The 21,744-nt window shown below is 67.5% G+C and carries 13 protein-coding genes; 10 read left to right on the forward strand and 3 right to left on the reverse strand.

The window, feature by feature from the left end; translation table 11 throughout:
* Nucleotides 1–90 precede the first annotated feature (90 nt).
* The 5 genes from PJW05_RS20380 to PJW05_RS20400 all read left to right on the forward strand — a co-directional run bounded on the left by PJW05_RS20380 (nucleotide 91) and on the right by PJW05_RS20400 (nucleotide 7,476).
* On the forward strand, nucleotides 91–1,233 hold the full coding sequence (locus PJW05_RS20380) for an efflux RND transporter periplasmic adaptor subunit (protein WP_271408776.1): 1,143 nt from the start codon (nucleotides 91–93) through the stop codon (nucleotides 1,231–1,233).
* A 10-nt stretch (nucleotides 1,234–1,243) separates the two neighbouring features.
* Entirely contained in the window at nucleotides 1,244–4,378 is a 3,135-nt protein-coding gene (locus tag PJW05_RS20385) for an efflux RND transporter permease subunit (RefSeq protein WP_271408777.1), read from the forward strand.
* Entirely contained in the window at nucleotides 4,375–5,808 is a 1,434-nt protein-coding gene (locus PJW05_RS20390; RefSeq protein WP_271408778.1) for an AdeC/AdeK/OprM family multidrug efflux complex outer membrane factor, read from the forward strand. The genes PJW05_RS20385 and PJW05_RS20390 overlap by 4 nt, the downstream gene beginning before the upstream one ends.
* A gap of 382 nt (nucleotides 5,809–6,190) precedes the next feature.
* Complete coding sequence (locus PJW05_RS20395; protein WP_271408779.1) at nucleotides 6,191–6,484, forward strand: hypothetical protein; 294 nt, start codon at nucleotides 6,191–6,193, stop codon at nucleotides 6,482–6,484.
* Nucleotides 6,485–6,774: 290 nt separating this feature from the next.
* Complete coding sequence (locus tag PJW05_RS20400) at nucleotides 6,775–7,476, forward strand: transglutaminase-like cysteine peptidase (RefSeq protein ID WP_271408780.1); 702 nt, start codon at nucleotides 6,775–6,777, stop codon at nucleotides 7,474–7,476.
* Nucleotides 7,477–7,562: 86 nt separating this feature from the next.
* Here PJW05_RS20400 and fusA read toward each other — a convergent pair whose 3' ends face one another.
* Nucleotides 7,563–9,665, reverse strand: coding sequence for an elongation factor G (gene fusA / locus PJW05_RS20405; protein ID WP_271408781.1), 2,103 nt, complete (start codon nucleotides 9,663–9,665; stop codon nucleotides 7,563–7,565).
* Between the two features lie 337 nt (nucleotides 9,666–10,002).
* Here fusA and PJW05_RS20410 point away from each other — a divergent pair, with 337 nt between their 5' ends.
* Together PJW05_RS20410 and PJW05_RS20415 are read left to right on the forward strand one after the other, a co-directional pair.
* Nucleotides 10,003–10,656 carry a peroxiredoxin gene (locus tag PJW05_RS20410; protein WP_271408782.1) on the forward strand — a complete coding sequence of 218 codons (654 nt, stop codon included), beginning with the start codon at nucleotides 10,003–10,005 and terminating at the stop codon, nucleotides 10,654–10,656.
* 55 nt (nucleotides 10,657–10,711) lie between these two features.
* Entirely contained in the window at nucleotides 10,712–11,470 is a 759-nt protein-coding gene (locus tag PJW05_RS20415; protein ID WP_271408783.1) for a Mut7-C RNAse domain-containing protein, read from the forward strand.
* 272 nt (nucleotides 11,471–11,742) lie between these two features.
* Here PJW05_RS20415 and PJW05_RS20420 read toward each other — a convergent pair whose 3' ends face one another.
* The gene (locus PJW05_RS20420) at nucleotides 11,743–16,143 is read right to left on the reverse strand and encodes a DEAD/DEAH box helicase (RefSeq protein ID WP_271408784.1); all 4,401 of its coding nucleotides are present in this window, start codon (nucleotides 16,141–16,143) and stop codon (nucleotides 11,743–11,745) included.
* 300 nt (nucleotides 16,144–16,443) lie between these two features.
* Here PJW05_RS20420 and PJW05_RS20425 point away from each other — a divergent pair, with 300 nt between their 5' ends.
* The 3 genes from PJW05_RS20425 to PJW05_RS20435 all read left to right on the forward strand — a co-directional run bounded on the left by PJW05_RS20425 (nucleotide 16,444) and on the right by PJW05_RS20435 (nucleotide 20,772).
* Entirely contained in the window at nucleotides 16,444–17,490 is a 1,047-nt protein-coding gene (locus PJW05_RS20425) for a class I SAM-dependent methyltransferase (RefSeq protein ID WP_271408785.1), read from the forward strand.
* A gap of 255 nt (nucleotides 17,491–17,745) precedes the next feature.
* Nucleotides 17,746–19,143 (forward strand): nucleotide 5'-monophosphate nucleosidase PpnN, encoded by a 1,398-nt coding sequence (gene ppnN / locus PJW05_RS20430; RefSeq protein WP_271408786.1) that lies wholly within the window; start codon nucleotides 17,746–17,748, stop codon nucleotides 19,141–19,143.
* Nucleotides 19,144–19,500: 357 nt separating this feature from the next.
* A complete protein-coding gene (locus tag PJW05_RS20435) occupies nucleotides 19,501–20,772 on the forward strand; it encodes an MFS transporter (protein WP_271408787.1) in 1,272 nt (423 codons plus the stop codon).
* Nucleotides 20,773–20,787: 15 nt separating this feature from the next.
* On the opposite strand, the gene PJW05_RS20440 is transcribed toward PJW05_RS20435, so the two are convergent.
* A complete protein-coding gene (locus PJW05_RS20440; protein WP_442969183.1) occupies nucleotides 20,788–21,609 on the reverse strand; it encodes a MerR family transcriptional regulator in 822 nt (273 codons plus the stop codon).
* Between the last annotated feature and the right edge of the window lie 135 nt (nucleotides 21,610–21,744).

Below are 21,744 nucleotides of genomic sequence, written 5' to 3' on the forward strand. Positions count from 1 at the left end.
ATATTCATCCACCTTCGCAAGAATCCACAACCTGCCCTGCGCCAGCCCTCCCCCAGGGCTGTATTCCAGAAAAAATTGAGGTCTCTTCAGATGCCCATGAAGCCAGCCTTTGCCGCCTTGGTTTCCGCCATCGTTCTGGCCACCCTTGGCCTCACCGGTTGCCAGGAAGCCTCGGCGCCTCCGCCCGCTCAGACGCCCAAGGTCGGCGTCGTCACGCTCCAGCCCCAGAGCTTCACCCTCACCACCGAACTCCCCGGTCGCACCAGCGCCTATCGGATCGCCGAAGTACGCCCGCAAGTGAACGGCATCATCCAGAAGCGCCTGTTCACCGAAGGGAGCGAGGTCAAGGCCGGGCAGCAGCTCTATCAGATCGACTCTTCCGTCTATACCGCCACCTACAAGAGCGCCCAGGCCAGCCTGGCGTCGGCGCAGTCCCTGGCGGCGCGCTACAAGGACCTGGTCAGCGACCAGGCCGTGAGCAAGCAGGCCTACGACGAATCCCAGGCCGCCCGCCTGCAAGCCGAGGCCGCGCTGGAAAAGGCGAAGATCGACCTGCGCTACACCAGGGTGCTGGCCCCCATTTCCGGCCGCATCGGCCGTTCGGCGGTGACCGAGGGCGCCCTGGTGAACAACGGCCAGGCCGCTGCCATGGCCACCATCCAGCAACTCGACCCGATCTACGTCGACGTCACCCAGTCCACCAAGGACCTGCTGCGCCTGCGCCGCGAAATGGCCGAGGGCCAGTTGGAGAAGGCCGGCGACAGTGGTGCCAGGGTGTCCCTGCTGCTGGAGGACGGCAGCGAGTACCCGCACAAGGGCAAGCTGGAGTTTTCCGAAGTCGCGGTGGACGAAGGCACCGGTTCGGTGACCCTGCGCGCGGTCTTCCCCAACCCGGAACACACTCTGCTGCCGGGCATGTTCGTCCATGCCCGCCTGGGTTCGGCGGTCAAGCAGGAAGCCATCCTCGCGCCGCAACAGGGCGTGACCCGCGACCTCAAGGGCCAGGCCACCGCCCTGGTGGTGAACGCCGAGAACAAGGTGGAACTGCGCCGCCTCAAGGCCGAACGCACCGTCGGCGACCGTTGGCTGGTCAGCGAGGGGCTCGCCCCCGGCGACCGTTTGATCACCGAAGGCCTGCAATTCGTGCGCCCGGGGATCGAAGTCAACGCCGCGCCGGCGACCAATGTGGCGGCCCAACCTTCCGCGAGCGACAACCTGGCCAAGAGCCACTGAGGAGTCCCAGATGTCGAGATTCTTCATTGATCGCCCGATCTTCGCCTGGGTGATCGCGCTGGTGATCATGCTTGCCGGCGGCCTGTCCATCCTCAAGCTGCCGATCAACCAGTACCCCAGCATCGCCGCACCCGCCGTGGGTATCCAGGTCAGCTACCCCGGCGCTTCGGCGCAGACGGTACAGGACACCGTGGTGCAGGTGATCGAGCAGCAGCTCAACGGCATCGACGGCCTGCGCTACATCTCCTCGGAGAGCAACTCCGACGGCAGCATGACCATCACCGCCACCTTCGAGCAGGGCACCAACCCCGACATCGCCCAGGTGCAGGTGCAGAACAAGCTGCAACTGGCCACCCCGCTGCTGCCCCAGGAAGTGCAGCAGCAGGGCATCCGCGTGACCAAGTCGGTGAAGAACTTCCTGCTGGTCATCGGCGTCGTCTCCGAAGACGGCAGCATGGACAAGAACGACCTGGCCAACTACATCGTCTCCAACATCCAGGACCCGATCTCGCGGACCAAGGGCGTGGGCGACTTCCAGGTGTTCGGCGCCCAGTACGCCATGCGCATCTGGCTGGACCCGGCACGGCTGAACAACTACCAGCTGACTCCGGTGGACGTGAAGACCGCCATCCAGGCGCAGAACGTGCAGATCTCCTCCGGCCAGCTCGGCGGCCTGCCCGCCTCCCCCGGCACCCAGCTGAACGCCACCATCATCGGCAAGACCCGCCTGCAGACCCCCGAACAGTTCGGCGCCATCCTGCTCAAGGTGAACCGTGACGGTTCCCAGGTGCGCCTGCGCGATGTGGCGAAGATCGAACTGGGCGGCGAGAACTACAGCATCAGCGCCCAGTTCAACGGCAAGCCGGCCTCCGGCATGGCCATCAAGCTGGCCACCGGCGCCAACGCCCTGGACACCGCCAGGGCGATCCGCGCCACCATCGCCGAGCTGGAACCCTTCATGCCCGCGGGTATGCAAGTGGTCTTCCCCTACGACACCACCCCGGTGGTCTCCGCCTCCATCGAAGGCGTGGTGCATACCCTGGGCGAGGCCATCGTCCTGGTGTTCCTGGTGATGTACCTGTTCCTGCAGAACTTCCGCGCCACCATCATCCCCACCCTGGCGGTGCCGGTGGTGCTGCTCGGCACCTTCGGCGTGCTGGCGATGTTCGGCTTCACCATCAACACCCTGACCATGTTCGCCATGGTGCTGGCCATCGGCCTGCTGGTGGACGACGCCATCGTGGTCGTGGAGAACGTCGAACGGGTGATGGCCGAGGAAGGCCTCTCGCCCCTGGAAGCCACCCGCAAGTCCATGGGCCAGATCCAGGGCGCGCTGGTGGGCATCGCCCTGGTGCTCTCGGCGGTGTTCCTGCCGATGGCCTTCTTCGGCGGCTCCACCGGCGTGATCTACCGGCAGTTCTCCATCACCATCGTCTCGGCCATGGCCCTGTCGGTGCTGGTGGCGCTGATCTTCACCCCGGCCCTCTGTGCCACCCTGCTCAAGCCCATCGCCAAGGGCCACCACGAGAAGCGCGGCTTCTTCGGCTGGTTCAACCGCAGCTTCGACCGCAGCGTGCAAAGCTACGAGCGCGGCGTGCGCGGCATCCTCAAACGCAAGGCGCCCTACCTCGCCCTGTATCTGGTGATCATCGTCGCCATGGGCTGGCTGTTCACCCGCATCCCCACCGCCTTCCTGCCCGAGGAAGACCAGGGCGTGCTGTTCGCCCAGGTGCAGACCCCGTCCGGTGCCAGCGCCGAGCGCACCCAGGCGGTGGTGGACCAGATGCGCGAATACCTGCTGGAAAACGAGAAGGACACCGTGAAATCCGTGTTCACCGTGACCGGCTTCAACTTCGCCGGCCGCGGCCAGAGCTCGGGCATGGCCTTCATCATGCTCAAGCCCTGGGAAGAGCGCACCGCCGAAGGCCAGAGCGTGTTCGATCTGGCCCAGCGCGCGCAGAAGCACTTCTTCAGCTTCCGCGACGCCATGGTCTTCGCCTTCGCCCCGCCGGCGGTGATGGAGCTGGGCAACGCCACCGGCTTCAACCTGTTCCTCCAGGACCGCGCCGGCATCGGCCACGAAGCGCTGAACACCGCCCGCGACCAGTTCCTCGAACTGGCGGCGAAGAACCCGGTACTCAACCGCGTGCGCGCCAACGGCCTGCGCGACGAACCGCAGTACCAGTTGCTGATCGACGACGAAAAGGCCCGCGCCCACGGCGTCTCCCTGTCCGACATCAACAACACCGTGTCCATCGCCTGGGGCGCCAGCTACGTCAACGACTTCATCGACCGTGGTCGGGTGAAGAAGGTCTACCTGCAGGGCGAACCCGAAGCGCGGATGAACCCGGAAGACCTGAACAAGTGGTACGTACGCAACGACCAGGGCCAGATGGTGCCGTTCAGCGCCTTCGCCAGCGGCGAATGGACCTACGGCGCGCCCAAGCTGGCCCGTTACAACGGCGTGCCGGCGGTGGAAATCCTCGGCGAGGCGGCTCCGGGCCACAGCTCGGGTGAAGCCATGGCCGCGGTGGAAGAAATCGCCAAGCAGCTGCCGGCGGGCGTCGGTTATTCCTGGACCGGCCTCTCCTACGAGGAGCGCCTGTCCGGCGCCCAGGCCCCGGCCCTCTATGCGCTGTCGCTGCTGGTGGTGTTCCTCTGCCTGGCGGCGCTCTACGAGAGCTGGTCGATCCCCTTCTCGGTGATGCTGGTGGTGCCGCTCGGCGTGATCGGCGCACTGCTGTTCACCAGCCTGCGCGGCCTGTCCAACGACGTGTTCTTCCAGGTCGGCCTGCTCACCACCATCGGTCTCTCGGCGAAAAACGCGATCCTTATCGTCGAGTTCGCCAAGGAACTGCACGAACAGGGCAAGAGCCTGTTCGACGCCGCCGTGGAAGCCTGCCGCATGCGCCTGCGCCCGATCATCATGACCTCGCTGGCGTTCATCCTCGGCGTGGTGCCCCTGGCCATCTCCAACGGCGCCGGTTCCGGCAGCCAGCACGCCATCGGTACCGGCGTGATCGGCGGCATGCTCACCGCCACCGTCCTGGCCATCTTCTGGGTGCCGCTGTTCTACGTGCTGGTCTGTTCGCTGTTCAAGGACAAGGCGAGCAAGGCCGCAATCAAGAAGGAGGCCCTGCAGTGAGGCGTTCCCTGTTATCCCTCGCGGTCGCCGGCCTCCTGCTCGGCGGCTGCTCCATGATCCCCGACTACCAGCGCCCGGACGCCCCGGTGGCGGCCGACTGGCCCCAGGGCGAGGCCTATGGCAACGGCGCGGCCCAGGTGAACACCGCCGCCGCCGACCTCGACTGGCGCGCATTCTTCCAGGACCCGGCGCTGCGCCAACTGGTGCAATTGGCCCTGGACAACAACCGTGACCTGCGCACCGCCGCGCTGAATGTCGAGGCGTACCGCGCGTTGCACCGCATCCAGCGCTCCGAGCTGTTCCCCAGCCTTTCCGCCGACGGCGGTGCCACCCGCCAGCGCACGCCGGGCATCATGAGCCAGAGTGGCGAGGCCGACACCAGCAGCACCTACAGCGCCACCCTCGGCACCAATGCCTGGGAACTGGACTTCTTCGGCCGCCTGCGCAGCCTCGATGAGCAAGCGCTGCAACAATACTTCGCCACCGAACAGGCCCGTCGCAGCACCCAGATCAGCCTGGTGGCCGCGGTGGCCACCGCCTACCTCGACTGGCAGGCCGACCAGGCCCTGCTGCAACTGACCCGCGACACCCTCAAGACCTACCAGGAAAGCTACGCCCTCACCCAGCGCAGCTTCGACGTCGGCGTGGCCGACGCCCTGGCCCTGAGCCAGGCGCGCACCGCCGTGGAAAGCGCCCAGGTCAGCCTGGCGCAGTACACCCGCCTGGTGGCCCAGGACCGCAACGCCCTGACCCAGTTGCTGGGCACCGGCCTTCCGGCCGACCTGCCGAAAGGCCTGGCGCTGGATGCCGACCTGCTGGCCGAAGTGCCGCCGGGGCTGCCCTCCGACCTGCTGCAGCGCCGCCCGGACCTGGTCCAGGCCGAGCACCTGCTGAAGGCGGCCAATGCCAACATCGGCGCCGCCCGCGCGGCCTTCTTCCCCAGCGTCAGCCTGACCGCCAACGCCGGCACCATGAGCAACGAACTGTCCGGCCTGTTCGATGCCGGCTCCGGCAGTTGGCTGTTCCAGCCGAGCATCAGCCTGCCGATCTTCACCGCCGGCCGGCTGAAGGCGAACCTGGACTACAGCGAGCTGCAGAAAGACATCCAGGTGGCGCAGTACGAGAAGGCCATCCAGGTCGCCTTCCAGGAAGTCGCCGACGGCCTCGCCGCCCGCACCACCTACCAGCAACAGCTCGGCGCCCAGCGCGACCTGGTGACCACCACCGAGGAGTACTACCGCCTCGCCGAACGCCGCTACCGCACCGGCGTGGACAGTTACCTGACCCTGCTGGACGCCCAGCGCCAACTGTTCAGCGCGCGCCAGCAACTGATCGGCGACCGCCTCAACCAGTTGGCCAGCGAGGTGAACCTGTACAAGGCCCTCGGCGGCGGCTGGAAGGAACCGGGGGAAAGCACCCCGAGCGCTTGACCCGCGACACCCCGATCCTCATGGACGAGGAATCCACGCGGCGCCCCTGCCCTTCTTGGCGGGGGCGTTTTTTTGGGGACTGACTGGCTCCGTACGACGCCCCTCCCCCACCCTCTCGCAGAGGTAGCGGGGTGACTCGCGCTGGCCCCCACCCAACGATCGCAACCCGCTGGGAAATGCGCTGACAGGCTCTCCGAACGCCCGCATCAGCGCCCTCAAATCGGGCAGAAACCCCGGAAATCCCCATGCCATTCATGAACTTGCAAGCGCCCGCCGGTCCAATTCCTCGCCACCTGTCAGCCCGCCGCCGCAGGCTGTAATAAAAGCCGATCCTGATTTTCCAACTCGTGGGGAGGCGAGTGGGAAACACGAGGACACGACGATGAAATCGACATTCAACATGACGACCCTCAGCGGCCTGCTGTTGGCCCTGGCGGTGACAACGGGACCGGGCGCAGCCCTGGCGGAGAATGGAAGCGACCGCCTGGACGAGTACCGGATACGCAACCAGCAACTCTTGCAAATGCGGGAAGACTCCAGCGAAAGATTCTCCCGAATGGTGGAGCAACAGCCGACCGCGGCCGGCTACCAGGTTGACGACATGCAGTCGGAGACACGGCGTCCACCCAAGTACCAATCCTGGATCCACCAGCAGAGGGTCGAGTTCGGCAAGTGACCTGAACCGCCCGCCGGATGCGCCCCTCCGCGCACCCGGTGGGCAGCGACCCACGCCTTTTCCGACAATCGGCGTCCCCCGAGCAGGCCCGTTCCAGAGCCCTGCCGTCACGCGGTCCGTTACGTGCGCCGCGCCATGCGTCTCCTGCGGCTTGCAGGGGCGGCCGGCATGCCCCTAGTGTGCAACCCATCCCCGCACCGGTGGAGGGGGCTCCTTTCCCCGGACATTCGCTCAACGGATTGATTCACTGAACCCGGCCCCGGCCGCTTTCACCCTGGAGAGTCAACCCGTTGCAGAAGCCCGCCTGCCGCCGCTTCGGCTCGCCCCTGTTCTGGCCCCTGTTCACCCTGACCCTGTTCGGCGCTGGCCTGCTGCTGGGCGCTGCCGACGCCAAGGCCGCCTGGAGCAGCCTCGAACCCGTGCTGCGCAAGGCAGAGAAACGTTTCGGACGCAATGGCCCGGCCAAGGATCGCCTGCACGCCTGGCGCGACCTGCTGGAAAGCGCCGGCCGGCTTCCCGAGCGCGAACGACTGCGGGCGGTCAATCGCGAGATCAACCGCCAGGTGCGCTTCGCCGACGACACCGTGGTCTGGCAACGCCGCGACTACTGGGCGACGCCCCTGGAAACCCTGGCCAGGGGCGCCGGCGACTGCGAGGACTTCGCCCTGGCCAAGTACTTCACCCTGCTGCAGCTCGGCATCGCCCCGGACAAACTGCGCCTGACCTACGCCCGTGCGCTGGAACTGAACCAGGCCCATATGGTGCTCACCTACCAGGATGGGCCGGACGCCACCCCGCTGGTGCTGGACAACCTGGTGGACGAGATTCTCCCCGTCGCGCAGCGCAGGGACCTCGCCCTGCGCTACGCCTTCGACGGCCAGGGGCTTTACAGCCTCAAGGGCGACGCGCCGAAGCGCATCGGCAACACCGCCGAACTGCCGGTCTGGCAGGGCCTGCTGGCGCGGATGGAACGGGAAGGCTTCGCGCCCTGAACCGATCCCCCATGAGGGTTCGATGCCATCGCGGGCGGGTGCCGAGGAACGAGGCCCAACGCGGGACGCCGTCTGTTGCCCCGACCTCAAGCCGATTTCTTCACGATCGCCTCGGCAATGCTCGCCGGCACTTCGGCGTAACGGGCGAACTCCATGGAGAAGCTGGCGCGGCCCTGTGACATGGAGCGCACGTCGGTGGCGTAGCCGAACATTTCGCCCAGGGGCACTTCGGCGCGGATGATCTTGCCGGAGACGCCGTCGTCCATGCCGTGGATCAGGCCACGGCGGCGGTTGAGGTCGCCCATGATGTCGCCCATGTAGTCCTCGGGGGTGACGACCTCCAGCTTCATCACCGGCTCCAGCAACACCGCGCCGCCCTTCTGCGACAGCTGTTTGGTGGCCATGGAGGCGGCAATCTTGAAGGCCATCTCGCTGGAGTCCACGTCGTGGTAGGAGCCGTCGAACACGGCGGCTTTCAGGCCGATCAGCGGGTAGCCGGCGAGCACGCCGTTCTTCATCTGCTCCTCGATGCCCTTCTGGATGGCCGGGACGAACTCGCGGGGCACCACGCCGCCCACCACCTCGTTGACGAACGCCAGGCCTTCCTGGCCTTCGTCCGCCGGGGCGAAGCGGATCCAGCAATGGCCGTACTGGCCGCGCCCACCGGACTGGCGGACGAATTTGCCTTCGATCTCACAGGTCTTGCGGATGGTCTCGCGGTAGGCCACCTGGGGTTTGCCGGTGTTGGCCTCGACGTTGAACTCGCGCTTCATGCGGTCGACGATGATGTCCAGGTGCAGCTCGCCCATGCCGGAAATGATGGTCTGCCCGGTTTCTTCGTCGGTCTTGACCCGGAACGACGGGTCTTCCTGGGCCAGGCGGCCGAGGGCGATGCCCATCTTTTCCTGGTCGGCCTTGGTCTTGGGTTCCACGGCGATGGAAATCACCGGCTCGGGGAAGTCCATGCGTTCGAGGATGATCGGTTTGTTCAGGTCGCACAGGGTATCGCCGGTGGTGACGTCCTTCATGCCGATCAGCGCGGCGATGTCGCCGGCCCGCACTTCCTTGATCTCGGCACGGTGATTGGCGTGCATCTGCACCATGCGCCCGACCCGCTCCTTCTTGCCCTTCACCGAGTTGAGCACGGCGTCCCCTGAATTCAGCACGCCGGAATAGACGCGGACGAAAGTCAGGGTGCCGACGAAGGGGTCGGTGGCGATCTTGAAGGCCAGGGAAGAAAACGGTTCGCCATCATCGGCGTGGCGTTCGTCTTCCTTCTCCGGATCGTCCGGGTGGGTGCCACGGATGGACGGAATCTCGGTGGGTGCCGGCAGCAGTTCGACCACGGCATCCAGCACCAGCGGCACGCCCTTGTTCTTGAACGACGAACCGCACACCGCCGGCACCACTTCGCAGGACAGGGTGCGGATGCGCAGGCCGGTCTTGATCTCGTCCTGGCTCAGGTCGCCCTCGTCCAGGTACTTGGTCATCAGTTCCTCGTTGGCCTCCGCCGCCACTTCCAGCATCACGCTGCGCCAATGACGGGCCTCGTCCAACAGCTCGGCGGGAATCTCCTCCTCGCGGAAGCTGGCGCCCTGGTCGGCGTCGTTCCAGTAGATGGCCTTCATGCGGATCAGGTCGATCTGGCCGTTGAAGTGCTCTTCCTGGCCGATGGGCAACTGGATCGGCACCGGGGTGTGGCCAAGGCGTTTCTTGATCTGCTCCACCACCCGCAGGAAGTCGGCACCGGCGCGGTCCATCTTGTTCACGTAGGCGATGCGCGGCACATGGTACTTGTCGGCCTGCCGCCACACGGTCTCCGACTGCGGCTCCACACCGTCGGCGCCGCTGAACACCACCACCGCGCCGTCCAGCACCCGCAGCGAACGCTCCACCTCGATGGTGAAGTCGACGTGGCCGGGGGTGTCGATGATGTTGATGCGGAACTTGTCCAACTGCTTGCGCGAGCCGCTCCAGAAGGCGGTGGTGGCCGCCGAGGTGATGGTGATGCCGCGCTCCTGCTCCTGGACCATCCAGTCCATGGTCGCGGCGCCGTCGTGCACCTCGCCCATCTTGTGGTTGACCCCGGTGTAATAGAGCACCCGCTCGGTGGTGGTGGTCTTGCCGGCATCCACGTGGGCCACTATGCCGATATTGCGGTAATGGCTGATGGGGGTTGTACGGGCCATGGCGATCACCTCAGTGCGGGTTCGTGGGGTGTGGCGAGACCGCACGCTATCCGCCGATACCGCCAGGCATCGGACGCGGGAGCGTAGGGTTGTGCGCAGCCGAACCGGACGGTCCCGCTGCAAGGGCACGGCGCGGCCTCTGGCCGGCACCTCCCCCTCTCCTAACGCTAGCACTGCCATCGCCTTGCCACCGGCCACTCATCCGGACGCCAGGGACCGAACCCAGACCTATACTCAAGGGCCCGGTAGGGTGATGGCATGTCCCGTCCCCCGGCCACGACGGCCGTCGCCAGCCGGTGGCGGCGCCCTTTCATAACCAGCATCCAGGAGGTCGAACATGGCTATCCGCATTGGTGACGAAGCGCCCGATTTCACCGCCGACAGCACCGAAGGCACGATCAACTTCCACCAGTGGATCGGTGACCAGTGGGCCATCCTGTTCTCTCACCCCAAGGACTTCACCCCGGTCTGCACCACCGAGCTGGGCTACATGGCCAGGCTCAAGCCCGAGTTCGACAAGCGCAACACCAAGGTGGTGGGGCTTTCCGTGGATCCGGTCAGCGACCACCGGCGCTGGGTCGGCGACATCGAGGAAACCCAGGGTCATGCGGTGAACTACCCGATGATCGGCGATGACAATCTGGTGGTGGCCAAGCTCTACGACATGATCCACCCCAATGCCAGCCCGGGCCCGCGCACCGCCGTGGACAACGCCACGGTGCGTTCGGTGTTCATCATCGGCCCGGACAAGAAGGTCAAGGCCATGCTGGTCTACCCCATGAGCGCCGGGCGCAACTTCGACGAGGTGCTGCGCCTGTTGGACTCCCTGCAGCTCAACGCCAAGCACACGGTGGCGACCCCGGTGAACTGGCGACCGGGCGATGACGTGATCATCCCCACCTCGGTCTCCGACGAAGACGCGAGGAAGAAGTACCCCGAGGGCTTCAAGACCCTGAAACCCTACCTGCGGGTCGTCGCCCAGCCGAAATGACCGCCGCGCGCCCTCCGCCCGGAGGGCGCGCCCCGGCCAGTCCGGCTCGTCCTCCATGGTCAGCGCGACGTTCCGCTTCTACGAGGAGCTCAACGACTTCCTTCCCGCCGAGCGCCGCCGGCGTTCCTTCACCTGTGCCTGCGCGCGGGCGGCGACGGTCAAGCACATGATCGAAGCCCTGGGCGTGCCGCACACGGAGGTGGAACTGGTGCTGCTCAATGGCGAATCGGTGGGGTTCGAGCGGGTGATCCTGGATGGCGACCGGGTGGCGGTCTATCCCAAGTTCGAGGCCCTGGACATCCGCCCGCTGCTCAAGGTCCGCGCCCACCCGCTGCGGGTGCTGCGCTTCATCGCCGACGCCCACCTGGGCGGCCTGGCCAGCCTGCTGCGCATGAGCGGCTTCGACACCCTCTACGACAACGGCTTCGAGGACGGCCAGATCGCCGAGATCGCCGCCGCGCAAGGCCGCATCGTGCTCACCCGCGACCGCGAACTGCTCAAGCGCCGCATCATCACCCACGGCTGCTACGTGCACGCGCTCAAACCCGCGCTGCAACTGCGCGAGCTGTTCGAACGCCTGGACCTGGCCCGCAGCGCCAACCCCTTCAGCCTGTGCCTGCACTGCAACCGGCCGCTGCGGGAAATCGCCCCGGAACTCGCCCGTCCGCGCCTGCCACCGCGCATCGCCGCGCTCTATTCACGCTTCCTCAGTTGCGACGCCTGCGAACGCCTGTACTGGGAAGGCTCCCACTGGCGCAGCATGTGCGTCCTGCTGGAACCCCTGCTGTCTGTGGATAAGTCCGACGAAGCCTGACCGGCGGTTACCCACAAAGCCAGTGGATGAAGTTGTGGATAAGCTGTCGGGCGATGGCCAGAGGCCAGAAGTGGCGCGGGGCGACCTGGGTCGGGTCAATTTCTGAGCGGATTCAAGCGTTTAGAGCAACGCAACAACCCAAAACCTGTGGGAGCGAATTCATTCGCGAAGGGCAGCGTAGCTGCCCCTTGTGGATCCACAGGGCAGACCTTCGGCCTGCATTCGCGAATGAATTCGCTCCCACAAGAAGGATTGGGGAAACGGTTCAGCGCCTACAACGTCATCCGCGCCCTGCGCGACTGCTGCCCCAGCGGAGTCGCCGCCGGCTGGCGAATCAGCGCCTCGCGCCAGGCATGGGTCGTGGCGCCGTCCACGTCCTGTAGCAACGTCACCTTGCCTGCCACCAGAGTCGCCACCGGCACGCCGTCGCGGAACAGCAGGCGATTGCCCGCCAGCGCCGGCACCTTGGCGCCCGGCAGCAGGGTGCCGAGCAGGTTCAGCGGATCGCAGGCGGACAGGCTGACCAGGCCGCCGTCCAGCGGACGCTTGCGCACGTCGCGCAGCAGGCCCACGGCGTCCGGCAGGGCGAACTGCTCGCCCGACACGCCGGCGACGAAGCGGCCGCCGCGAATTTCCCCGCGTGCTTCCAGGCGGTGGTAGACCCGCAGCAGGTCGCGCCACGGCGGCAACCAGCCGGCCTCCCGTTCCAGCAGATGCCAGCCCACCACACCATAGCGGCGCAGCAGGCTGCGGGCGACATGCTCCAGGGCCTCGGCGGGAACCTTGCCGCCGCCCTCCTCCGCCTTGCCACGCAGCAGCGACCAACGTCCGGCGTCCTGCATGTTGGCCAGGGCCAGGCGCGCGCGGCGGTCATGGCGGCTGCGGCGGGCCGCCGGCAGCAACAGCGAACGCAGGCCGGCGAAGCTGTCGGCATTGGCCAGGCCCAGGGCCACCAGTTCGCCGAGACAGTCCTCCAGCTCACTGCGCAACAGGTGCGCCTCGTCCATCAGCTCATCGAAGAACAGCGCGCCCTGGCTGGCCAGCACCTGGCGCACGCGCTCGGCGCGGGGCGAGGGTTCGGCCGTGGGCAGGTCGTGCAGGCAGGCCCGCCAGAGGCCGAGGCTCTTGCGCGGCAGCAACAGAATCGGCGTGCCGCGTACCGGCCCGGCGGCCGTCTTGCCCCGTCCGCCGAGGCGACACCAGACGATGCGTCCGGCGCGGCAGAGATCGTCGAGCCAGTTGATGCCGTAGTCGGCCACCCGGCTCGGCAGTATCTCGCTCTCCCAGGCGCCGGCCGCCGCCTCGAAGCCTTCCAGTTGCCCCAGCACGCCGGCCAGAGCCTCGGCGCCGCGGACCTGGGCCGTGGGCGCGACGCGCTGCCAATCGAACAGGAAGCGCATGAAGTCGGCCCGCTCCACGGGTTCGATCTCCCGGCGCAGACGCTTGACCGTGTAGCGGTGGATGCGCGCCAGCAGGTGGCGTTCGCACCATTCATCCTCCCCGACGCCAGGGGTAAAACGGCCGCGCAGCACCTGGCCTTCGCGCTCCAGGCTGGCCAGGGCATAAGCCAGGCCGCCGGACTCCTGGCGCAAGTCGGCCGCCAGCCGCGCCAGGGTCAGCGGGCCATAACCGCCCAGGCGCGCCCGCGCCACGTCCACCAGGGCCACTTCGGCTTCCCAAGGTGCAGTGAAACCCTCCGGCGCGACGATGGATGGTTTCAGGCGCGCCTGTGGATAGAGCGCCTGCAGTTGGACCAGGCGTTCGGCCGCCAGCCACAGCGCGGGTTCGTCATTCACGTACAGACACGTGGCGCGGCGGGCCTTGGCCAGTTGCGCGAGCCAGCCAGCCCAACCGTCGTTGGCCGCCACCTCGGCCGGGGTAATGCAGGCCAGGGCCAGCAAGGCCTCGTGCATCTCATCGGCATCGCGCACCTGGGGCCAGGCTTCCTCGGCCACGGCGGCGATGGCCTCGGCATCCAGCGCGCCGAGGTCGTCGGCGGACGCCGGGTCGGTCCAGCGGCGGTTCTGCACGGCCTGGGTACGGCGCTCTTCCAGGGGCGCGTCGTCGAGGAAGGCATAGGGCCGCGCACCGAGGATTTCCGCCGCCAGTGCCGAGGGCGCCGGCAGGTCGCGGGCCACCAGCTCCACATCGCCGCGCTCCATGCGCCGCAGCAGCGCCAGCCAACCCTCGGCGTCCATGGCCTCGTGCAGGCAGTCGTCGAGGGTCTGGGCCACCAGGGGGTGGTCGGGAATCTCGCGCTCGCCCACCAGGTTCTCCTGGCAGGCCACCTGGTCGGGGAAGACGCTGGCCAGCAGGTCTTCGCTGCGCATGCGCTGGATCTGCGGCGCCACCTTGCGGCCCCCGCTGTAGCGCGGCAGCGCCAGGGCGGCGGAGGCGTTCCAGCGCCAGCGCACGCCGAACAGCGGCGCATCGAGAATGGCCTGGATCAGCAGGTGCTCGGCACTGTTGGCATGCAGGTAGCGCCAGACCTCTTCCAGCGGAAAGCTGTGGCTGGTGGACAGGGACAGGATCAGCGCGTCCTCGGTGGCCGCGGCCTGCAGCTCGAAGTTGAAGCTGCGGCAGAAGCGCTTGCGCAGTGCCAGGCCCCAGGCGCGATTGAGCCGGCTGCCGAAGGGCGAATGGATGATCAGCTGCATGCCGCCGGTTTCGTCGAAGAAGCGCTCCATCACCAGCCGATCCTGGGTCGGCAAGGCTCCCAGTGCGGCCCTGGCCCGTGCCAGGTATTCGACGATCTGCCGCGCCGCCGCCTCTCCGAGGCCGATGCTGTCGCGCAGGCCCTCCACCGCCCGCTCGATGCTGCCTGTCTCCCCTCTCCCTCTGGGAGAGGGGCCGGGGGTGAGGGAAGCCTCAGCCTGCACGGACTCCCCTAACAACCGCTCAACGTCAGCTCGCAACCGCGCCACCGCCGCCGACAGCTCATCCGTCCGCCCCGGTGCTTCGCCCAGCCAGAAGGGAATGTTCGGCGGCTGGCCCTGGGCATCCTCCACCCGCACGCGCCCCGGTTCGACACGGAGGATGCGGTAGGACTGGTTGCCGAGCTGGAATACATCGCCGGCCAGGCTTTCCACGGCGAAATCCTCGTGCACGCTGCCCACCGGCACGCCCTGCGGCTCCAGCAGCACGGCGTAGTCGGCGGTCTCGGGAATGGCGCCGCCGGAGGTGAGCGCGGTCAGGCGTGCGGCGCGACGGCCACGCAGGCGACGGTTCACCGCGTCGCGATGCAGGTAGGCGCCGCGCACGCCCTGGCGACCGCTGTACCCCTCGGACAGCATCCTCACCAGGGCATCGAACCGGGCCCTGGGCAGGTCCGCGTAGGGCATGGCGCGGGTCATCAGTTGGAATAATTCGTCCTCGTCCCACTCCTGGCTGGCCACTTCCGCCACCATCTGCTGGGCCAGCACGTCCAGCGGCGCCTGGGGAATGACCAGGGCATCCAGTTCATCGCGGCGCACACAGTCCAGCAGCGCCGCGCATTCGATCAGGTCGTCCCGCGACTGCGGGAACAGCCGCCCCTTGGGCGTGCCGCCGACACTGTGGCCGGAACGCCCGACCCGCTGCAGGAAGGCGGCGATACTGCGTGGCGAGCCGAGCTGGCAAACCAGTTCCACGTCGCCGATGTCGATACCCAGTTCCAGGGAAGCGGTGGCCACCAGCACCTTGAGTTCGCCACGCTTGAGGCGCTGCTCCGCATCGAGGCGCAGGTCGCGCGCCAGGCTGCCGTGGTGCGCAGCCACCGCCGCATTGCCCAGGCGCTCGGAAAGGTGACGGCTGGCGCGCTCGGCCAGGCGTCGGGTGTTGACGAAGACCAGGGTGGTGCGGTGTTCGGCCACCCGCTCGGCCAGGCGGTCGTAAACCCTTTCCCAGGCCTCATTGCTCATCACCGCATCCAGGGGCACCGGCGGCACTTCCAGGGCCAGGTCGCGCTCGCGGCTGTAGCCCACGTCCACCACCTCGCAAGCCGGGCGTCCCCGCCCCATGAGAAAGGCCGCCACGCGCTCGATGGGTTTCTGCGTGGCGGACAGGCCGATGCGTTGCAAGGATCGGCCACAGAGGGCTTCCAGGCGTTCGGCGCTGAGCATCAGGTGACTGCCGCGCTTGCCGCCGGCGATGGCGTGGATTTCGTCGATGATCAGGCTTCGGCAGCCGGCAAGCATGACGCGGCCGGATTCGGAGCCGAGCAGGATGTAGAGGGATTCCGGCGTGGTGACCAGGATATGCGGCGGCCGCTTGCGCATGGCGTCGCGTTCGGCCTGGGGCGTATCGCCGGTGCGCACGGCGGTGCGGATAGCCACGTCCGCCAGGCCCTGGCGCGCCAGTTCCGCGCGGATGCCCGCCAGGGGTTCCTCCAGGTTGATGCGGATGTCGTTGGACAGCGCCTTCAACGGCGAGACGTAGACCACCGTGCAACGGTCCGGCAGGCTGCCCCGCTCCAGGCCTTCGTGGACCAGTTCATCGATGGCCGAGAGAAAGGCGGTCAGCGTCTTGCCCGAGCCGGTGGGCGCGGCGACCAGGGTGCTGTGCCCGGCGCGGATCGCCGGCCAGGCACGGGCCTGGGCCGCCGTGGGGGCGGCGAAGGCCGCGCGGAACCAGGCGGCGACAACGGGATGGAAACCGTCCAGCGCGGCCCGGAGGGAATGGGGAGTCGTGGTCATGGCCCCACTATGGTAGCCAGGATTGGGGCTCTCAACGCCGGCGGACCGATGGTCGTCCCCGGCCGCGTCCGTACCGCCGGGTCTGCCGCTTATCGGTTGCCCGCCCCGCGCGGCCGTTGGCCGGTGCCCGGCCACTACACTGAAATTGTCCTGCGATTGCGGGACCTGGGAGGAGCCACGGCAGCCGTGCACGACTCGGCTGCCGCGGCTCCTTCCTTTCCTGTTTCCAGCTTTTCCCGCCGACGCATTCCGCCGTCGTTCCGGCCAGTGACCGCCGCCCTTTGCAGAGGAGGACAGGTAATGGACGAATCCAGGCTCAACGATTTCATGGGCAAGCTGGTGACCGACATGGGCGGCGCCGCCATGCTCGCCAATGTCGTCCTCGGCGAAGAACTCGGCCTGTATCGCGCCATGGCCGACAGTCAGCCGGTGAGCCCGGAAGACCTGGCCGCCAAGACCGGCTGCAACGCGCGCCTGCTGCGCGAATGGCTGAGCGCCCACGCCGCCTCCGGCTACATGGAACACGACGATGGACGCTTCCGCCTGCCCGAGGAACAGGCCATGGCGCTGGCCTTGGAGGACTCGCCGGTGTACGTGGCCAGCGGCGCCTCGGTGATCGCCTCGCTGTTCCACGACAAGGACAAGCTGGTGAAGGCGATGCGCGGCGACGGCGGACTGCCCTGGGGCGACCACCACCCCTGCATGTTCAGCGGCACCGAACGCTTCTTCCGTCCCGGCTACCGCGCGCATCTGGTGGCCGAGTGGCTGCCGGCGCTGGACGGCGTGGTGGACAAGCTCAAGGCCGGCGCCAAGGTCGCCGATGTCGGCTGCGGCCATGGCGCCTCCACGGTGATCCTGGCCCAGGCCTTCCCGGCCTCGCGTTTCGTCGGCTTCGACTACCATGCTCCATCCATCGAGACCGCCACCCGCCGTGCCGAGGAAGGCGGCGTGGCCGACCGGGCGACCTTCACCCAGGCCAGCGCCAAGGACTACCCCGGCAGCGACTACGACCTGATCTGCTACTTCGACTGCCTGCACGACATGGGCGACCCGGTGGGCGCCGCCCGGCATGCCTACCAGACGCTGAAGGCCGATGGCACCGTGCTGCTGGTGGAGCCCTACGCCAATGATGAACTCGACGCCAACATGACCCCGGTGGGCCGCCTGTTCTACTCCGCGTCCACCTTCATCTGCACGCCCAATTCCCTGTCCCAGGAAGTGGGCCTCGGCCTCGGCGCCCAGGCCGGCGAAGCCCGCCTGCGCAAGGTTTTCGAGGAAGCCGGTTTCACCCGGTTCCGCCGCGCCACGGAAACACCCTTCAACCTGATCCTGGAAGCACGCAAATAAGACGCCGGGTGGACGGCACCGCGCCTGTCCACCCGGCGGCTGCCGCCGAACGTCGCCAAGAAAGTCCTTGTCAGATGCCTCGTAACCCCGCTATTAGGATGAGCAGACCCCCGATCATCCATCTGCAACCTATCTGTAACCTCGCAGTGCCCAGATAAGAACGACCTCCGCAATCGTGCGCCATGGAATCCGGCGTCCCGCATTCCGCCGCGCAAGGCCCCACGGCCCGCCGGCATCGCTTCAAGGAAATCTCGAATGCCCAAAAGACACGTCATCAATGCCCAGGTCAGCCCCAAGGGCAGCCTGGAAACCCTCTCCCAACTCGAAGTGCAGCAGCTCAGCGAAGCCGGTTCCGGCCGCATGTACCAGCTGTTCCGCCAGTGCGCCCTGGCCATCCTCAACACCGGCGCGCAGATCGACAACGCCAAGACCATCCTCGACGCCTACCAGGACTTCGAAGTCCGCATTCACCAGCAGGACCGTGGCGTGCGCCTGGAGCTGATCAACGCCCCGGCCGACGCCTTCGTCGATGGCGAGATGATCGCCAGCACCCGCGAGATGCTGTTCAGCGCCCTGCGCGACATCGTCTACACCGAGAACGAACTGAAGAACCGCGGCTTCGACCTGGAAAGCGCCCAGGGCATCACCGACTACGTCTTCCACCTGCTGCGCAATGCGCGCACCCTGCGCGCCGGCGTTGAGCCGAAGATCGTCGTGTGCTGGGGCGGCCACTCCATCAGCACCGAGGAATACAAGTACACCAAGAAGGTCGGCCACGAGCTGGGCCTGCGTCACCTGGACATCTGCACCGGCTGCGGCCCGGGGGTGATGAAGGGGCCGATGAAAGGCGCCACCATCGCCCACGCCAAGCAGCGCATCCACAGCGGCCGCTACCTGGGCCTGACCGAGCCGGGCATCATCGCCGCCGAAGCCCCCAACCCCATCGTCAACGAACTGGTGATCCTGCCGGATATCGAGAAGCGCCTGGAGGCCTTCGTCCGCGTCGGCCACGGCATCATCATCTTCCCGGGCGGCGTCGGCACGGCGGAGGAGTTCCTCTACCTGCTGGGTATTCTGATGCACCCGGACAACCGGGAACTGCCCTTCCCGCTGGTCCTCACCGGGCCGAAGAGCGCCGCCGCCTATCTGGAGCAGTTGAATGCCTTCGTCGGCGCCACCCTGGGCGAAGCGGCCCAGAGTCGCTACCGGATCATCATCGACGACCCGGCCGCCGTGGCCATCGAAATGGCCCAGGGATTGAAGGCGGTGAAGCAGTTCCGCCGCGAACGCAACGACGCCTTCCACTTCAACTGGCTGTTGAAGATCGACGAGCGCTTCCAGCACCCGTTCGAACCGACCCACGAGAACATGGCCAGCCTTGACCTCAGCCGCAGCCTGCCGCCCCACGAACTGGCGGCCAACCTGCGCCGGGCCTTCTCCGGCATCGTTGCCGGCAACGTCAAGGACAAGGGCATCCGCCTGATCGAACAGCACGGCCCGTACGAGATCCACGGCGACGCCGCGGTGATGCGGCCGCTGGACGAACTGCTCCAGGCCTTCGTCCGCCAGCACCGCATGAAGCTGCCCGGCGGCGCGGCCTACGAGCCCTGCTATCGGGTGGTTCAGCGTGCCACGGAGGAACTGGCGGGCTGAGCCTCCTCGCCCCGCTTTTTGCCCCCGATAGGGGGCATCTCGGGGCAGGCGGCCAGATCGTTGCCCAAATAATCCGGGAGCGGCGGGGTTCTCCCGGATTGCATCCGAGGCGCGGCGAGGCCCAATAATCCGCGCATCGCTGGGCTTCGCACGCTCGGCACCCGCCTACGCAATACCTTTGGCCCAGCCCGTTAACCAGCACGCCTCACAGGCAGAGCCGGTGCCGCATGTCCACCTGAGGACCTGGTTGCCCGAGTTCAAATGCATTCGCTCACACACGATGGGAGTGGTTCCGCGACGCGCGACGTTTCAATCGGGGCTAGGCTGTCCGGGACGCTCGACAGGGGGAAAAGCGCCATGCGATCCAGCCTTGCCACCGGCGTGAGCCGCCGGGAAATCTGGGCCTGGGCGATGTTCGATTTCGCCAACTCCGGCTACACCACCGTCATCATCACCGCGGTCTTCAATGCCTATTTCGTCGCCGTGGTCGCCGAGGGGAAACCCTGGGGCACCCTGGCCTGGACCAGCACCCTGGCGGTTTCCTACTCGATGGTGATCCTCACCGCGCCGCTGATTGGCGCCCATGCCGACGCCACCGCGCGGAAGAAACGCCTGCTGCTGTTCAGCACCCTGGGCTGCGTGATCTTCACCGCCGCCCTTGCCCTGGCCGGGCCGGGCGGCCTGGCGCTGGCGGTGGTCTTCGTGGTGCTGTCGAACTTCTGCTTCGGTACCGGCGAGAACCTGATCGCCGCCTTCCTCCCCGAGCTGGCCCGCGACGACGCCCTGGGCCGGGTGTCCGGCTGGGGCTGGGGCCTGGGCTACATCGGCGGCCTGGTCAGCCTCGGCGCCTGCCTGGGTTACGTCAGTTGGGCCCAGGGCCAGGGCCAGACGGCGGCGCAGTTCGTGCCGGTGTGCGTGCTCATCACCGCCCTGCTGTTCGCCCTCGCCAGCACCCCGACCTTCCTTTACCTGAAGGAACGCAGCCTGCCGCAGCCTTCCGCCGTGCAAGGCGCCTGGGCGCGCTTCGCGCGTACCCTGCGCGAGGCCGGCCGTTACCGCGACCTGCTGCGCTTCCTGGCCTGCACGGTCTGCTACCAGGCGGGCATCGCCGCCGTGATCAGCCTGGCCGCCATCTACGCCGACCAGGTAATGGGCTTCACCACCCAGGACACCCTGCTGCTGATTTTCATCGTCAACATCACTGCCTCGGTGGGGGCCGTACTGTTCGGCTGGCTGCAGGACCGCATCGGCCATCGACCGACCCTGGCGCTGACCCTGCTGGGCTGGCTGGCGATGGTGGGGATGATGTGGTTCGCCAGCGGCCCGGCCCTGTTCTGGGCCGCCGCCAACATTGCCGGCCTGTGCATGGGCGCCAGCCAGTCGGCGGGGCGCGCCATCGTCGGCCTGCTCGCCCCACCCACGCGGCTGGCGGAGTTCTTCGGCCTCTGGGGCCAGGCGGTGAAGCTGTCGGCCATTCTCGGCCCCATGACCTACGGGCTGGCCAGTTGGCTCTCCGGCGGCGACCACCGCCTGGCGATGCTGATCACTGGTAGTTACTTCGTGCTCGGCCTGCTGCTGCTCGCCAGCGTACACCTGGAGCGTGGCCGGCGAGCTGCGCTGACCGGGTGACGCCCGCGCTCACCGTCAGCGCTTGAGGAAACCCGTCAGCAGCTCGCCAACTCGCTCGCCCAGCTCCTGATTGGCCGACAGTTGCAGACCCCGGGCCAGCTCGCTGTCCACCACCTGTTCCACCAGCGGGCGCAGGGCCAGCAGTTGGCGATTCAGGCCATCCAGTTCGCTGACATGGGGCAGGCTGCCGGACAGCAGCGGGTTGACCAGGTGGGCCACGATCATGCGCACGATGCCGGCGGAAACCGGTTCCACCTGGCGGCGGATGGCAGCGAACTGCTCCAGCAGCACATCCAGCGGGATGCCCGAGCGGTACAACTGCACCCCGGCCCTGAATACCCGAGGGTTGAGCACCCGCAGGTGATCGCCGGCGAATTCGATCAGGCCCAGCTCGCGAGCGCGGTCCATGTAGTCGTCGGTAAGGGCGTCGCCGAACAGCGCCTGCACTTCGTCGAAACCCAGGCGCTCCGGCTCCATCGGGTTCCAGGCACCGACGATGGCCTGCTCCAGCCCCAGTACGTGAGCCAGATCGCGCCCCTCCGCCCAGGCGTCCAGCAGCTCGCGGATGCTGGCGATGCTGTAGCCGCGCTCCAGCAATTGGCCGATCAGCCGCAGCCGCGCCAGGTGCTCGCCGCTGTAGATGCCCACCCGCCCGCGCCGCTCGGGCGGTGGCAGCAGGCCGCGATCCTGGTAGGCACGCAGGTTGCGCACCGTGGTCCCGGCTTCGCGAGCCAGTTCATCCACCGTGAATTCGGCGTCCGTGGCGACGCTGTCCGCGGCGGCCGGGTCGAGCCGTTTGCTGAGGAAGGAAGGGACATTTTTCATGGGCCGGATCATATCGCCGCCCCTCTCACCCCAACAACAGCACCCAGCCCGCCCCAACCATTGGCTGGACGTGCGCCCCGGCGGCATTTGCCGGTAGCGCCTGCAGCGCCCTCCAGGTGCTCTGGAATGGGCCTTTCCCTTTCCAGG

The sequence above is a fragment of the Pseudomonas sp. Q1-7 genome, from assembly GCF_028010285.1.
In the GTDB taxonomy this organism is placed as follows: Bacteria; Pseudomonadota; Gammaproteobacteria; order Pseudomonadales; family Pseudomonadaceae; genus Metapseudomonas.

Coding starts and splice junctions, on each gene's coding strand:
- PJW05_RS20420 (WP_271408784.1), bottom strand. CDS start 16,143: ATGACCACGACTCCCCATTCCCTCCGGGCCGCGCTGGACGGTTTCCAT.
- PJW05_RS20380 (WP_271408776.1), top strand. CDS start 91: ATGCCCATGAAGCCAGCCTTTGCCGCCTTGGTTTCCGCCATCGTTCTG.
- PJW05_RS20440 (WP_442969183.1), bottom strand. CDS start 21,609: ATGATCCGGCCCATGAAAAATGTCCCTTCCTTCCTCAGCAAACGGCTC.
- PJW05_RS20410 (WP_271408782.1), top strand. CDS start 10,003: ATGGCTATCCGCATTGGTGACGAAGCGCCCGATTTCACCGCCGACAGC.
- PJW05_RS20415 (WP_271408783.1), top strand. CDS start 10,712: ATGGTCAGCGCGACGTTCCGCTTCTACGAGGAGCTCAACGACTTCCTT.
- PJW05_RS20395 (WP_271408779.1), top strand. CDS start 6,191: ATGAAATCGACATTCAACATGACGACCCTCAGCGGCCTGCTGTTGGCC.
- PJW05_RS20425 (WP_271408785.1), top strand. CDS start 16,444: ATGGACGAATCCAGGCTCAACGATTTCATGGGCAAGCTGGTGACCGAC.
- fusA (WP_271408781.1), bottom strand. CDS start 9,665: ATGGCCCGTACAACCCCCATCAGCCATTACCGCAATATCGGCATAGTG.
- PJW05_RS20385 (WP_271408777.1), top strand. CDS start 1,244: ATGTCGAGATTCTTCATTGATCGCCCGATCTTCGCCTGGGTGATCGCG.
- ppnN (WP_271408786.1), top strand. CDS start 17,746: ATGCCCAAAAGACACGTCATCAATGCCCAGGTCAGCCCCAAGGGCAGC.
- PJW05_RS20435 (WP_271408787.1), top strand. CDS start 19,501: ATGCGATCCAGCCTTGCCACCGGCGTGAGCCGCCGGGAAATCTGGGCC.